General features: G+C 30.5%; 2 protein-coding genes. One reads left to right on the top strand and one right to left on the bottom strand.

Going from position 1 to position 2,587, the window contains the following annotated elements:
* Window positions 1–567 precede the first annotated feature (567 nt).
* Window positions 568–1,128, bottom strand: coding sequence for a hypothetical protein (locus ACTF56_RS12955; protein ID WP_438967331.1), 561 nt, complete (start codon window positions 1,126–1,128; stop codon window positions 568–570).
* Window positions 1,129–2,115: 987 nt separating this feature from the next.
* Here ACTF56_RS12955 and ACTF56_RS12950 point away from each other — a divergent pair.
* Window positions 2,116–2,587, top strand: a 472-nt coding sequence (locus tag ACTF56_RS12950) for a helix-turn-helix domain-containing protein (RefSeq protein WP_438967330.1), incomplete at its 3' end; no start/stop codon positions are given.

The raw sequence follows: 2,587 nt of genomic DNA, 5'->3' as shown, positions 1-2,587 counted from the left end.
ATTGGAGCTATGGTTTACAGTTCTGAAAGGGAAAAACTAGACCTTGATGAAACCCAACTGTTATATAGCTTGAGTACAATAATTTTTAAATATTACTCAAATTATCAGACCATATCCAAATATAAATCACAATTGTCTAGCCTAAACACTGTTGAAAAATGATCCCACATTCAATAGTGGCATTAGAAGATGATTTTGTAATTAACCAGGTCATCAAAAAATACTTACAGAAATGTAGATATATATTCTATTCTTTCGAGAATGGAAACACTGCTTTGAATTTCTAATACAATTCAGTTGAATCAGCAATATTACTTGTCAGTTACCTAATGATGTCAGAAATGAGCGAAATTGAAATTTTGTGAATTTTGAAAAATCATCCAATTTTCAAAAAGATCAATTCTCCAAAATTCTCTTTAAACCTTTTGCTTTAAAATAACATCAGACTGAAATAGAAATAATCATCGCAAAAATCAAAGCAAAAGAATTTTAGAATTAGGTAAACAAAAAAATTAAAAAAATTTTTTCCTGAAGCAAAAGATCTAATTAATCACTATTTTAGAAAAATTAATAGTCATGATTAAATATTCTATTGTTCATTACAAATTCAAAATATTGATCCCAATCATAAATAAGCCATATTTTAATATTTTTTAGCTCTTTTTTAAATGCAAATGTAGCCCCATCTTTATTTTGAATAAAGCCACTATTTTCCCATTTTTGTAGCTGATATCCAGCTGAATGAAAAAATTCAACTATCGATTCAAACACAAATTCATAATTAAACTCTAGGCATTCCAAGATTACTGATTCTTTGTTTTGAAAAATGAATTTTTCTTGGGTATATGAGTAAAAGTTATAAATAATATTTTCATATATATATAATTGGTTAGTTGACACGACTTCAATTTGAGAAATTCGATGGAAATTTTTAAATAAAGTGCTAACCACAAAATCAGTTAACTCTATATTTCCAAATTGATAAATTTTCCACTTTACCGCCGGAAATGAGCTTAAAAAATGACCTAACTCAGCAATGTGCTTTAAAGGGTCAGTCAATTTATTATTCTGATTATCAAAAATTTTTAGAGTCAACTCCCCAAAACTCTTAAACACTATGGTTTTCATAAGACTAATTTTTAGTTTGATATCAATTTAAAAAGAAAATAATCCTTTAGATAAAGTACATTCATATTTCAATATTGAAAGTCTCATTAAAGAAATTAATCTGTTATTTTTAATAAAAAATTATCCTTAAACACATAACTAATACTTTATTATAAAAGGTTAATTTATCACTTTATACACACCCTTTTTGTCAAATTATTTAAATTTGATTTTTTAACAAAATTCAGATCATACATTTCATGTATATTAAAATTCTATTTATTTACATTCTGTACCAATTATCATTTATAAATTGACAATCAACAAAACATTTTTTTAGATAAAAAATGTAGTGTCAATAATCATTAATCTAGACACAACGCTGAAGCTAGTAAAGCTTCTTGGTAAAAAATACTAGATCAAAATCACATTTTTAATAAAAAAATACCCTGCTAAAGCAGGGTATTACTAGGGCTTTCTGAGTTTCACCAAAAACATTCGAAAGATTTAATAATTTATAAAGTATAACGAGACTAAAAGCAACTATGCATTTATTTGTAAACAAAAAGTATAAAAGAAAACTTATACCGTAATCTTCACCACCTAATAGAGATTTCTAACGCAATTTTCCGCCAATTCAGAAATATTTCCCCCACCACTAAATATGGTTTGGTTTTGGATTAATCGACACAACCCAGAGTTCTCAATGCTTTTGACCCAAAAGAATGAATAAAGGAGATAGTTTAGTATATCACTGGAATTAGTTTCTTGCTCGATAACTTGATAGAAGCTCTGTAAAGGCATAGAACTGAAATTGATGGTAAGTTTTTCCTGTCACTACCTTAGATGAGTTCTATAAAGTCAAGCTAGTGATGTTATCTCGTGGAGTTAGCTTTAAGTCCTCGAAAATGTGGAGATCAATTTTGGTGAAATGTCAAAGAAAGTGGCTCTATATGATTTGTAGCGGGTAACGTAAAAACTAAATTGACAATGATTTAGTTTTGTTAGATGAATAGCACTCATATTTTCGAGCTGGCTTTGGGATTGGAAAAGCCTTGGTACATTACTAAGATTGATATGGTTAAGTCAGAGTCAGGCGGGCAGGGACAGCTGGATATTTACCTTGATTTTGAAAAAGGATTTAAGTTTCCTGGAGGCAAAACCCACGATACGGTGGAGCGGACTTGGCAACATCTCAACTTTTTCCAACATACCTGTTTTCTTCACGCCAGAGTCCCCCGCGTTCAATCTTCAGATGGAAGTACTCGAGTGGTGAGTATTTCCTGGGCCCGTCCGGGAATTGGGTTTACGTTGTTGTTTGAAGCCTTCAGTATGCTATTGATTGAGTCGGAAATGCCTGTAAGCAAAGCGGCAGATATCATTGATGTGTATCCTCAACGCTTATGGAATGTGTTTTCCTACTGGATTGAAAAGGCTCACCAAAAAGATAGCCAGTCTGGGGTCACTGTTTTGGGAATTG

It is taken from the genome of Flavobacterium sp. (genome assembly GCF_965657075.1).
Lineage (GTDB): Bacteria > Bacteroidota > Bacteroidia > Flavobacteriales > Flavobacteriaceae > Flavobacterium.
The sequence above is the reverse complement of the archived record's forward strand: the minus strand, read 5'-3'. Positions and strand labels throughout refer to the sequence as shown.

Bases quoted from the DNA above. Each gene is read 5' to 3' on its own strand.
- ACTF56_RS12955 (WP_438967331.1), bottom strand. From the start codon at position 1,128: ATGAAAACCATAGTGTTTAAGAGTTTTGGGGAGTTGACTCTAAAAATT.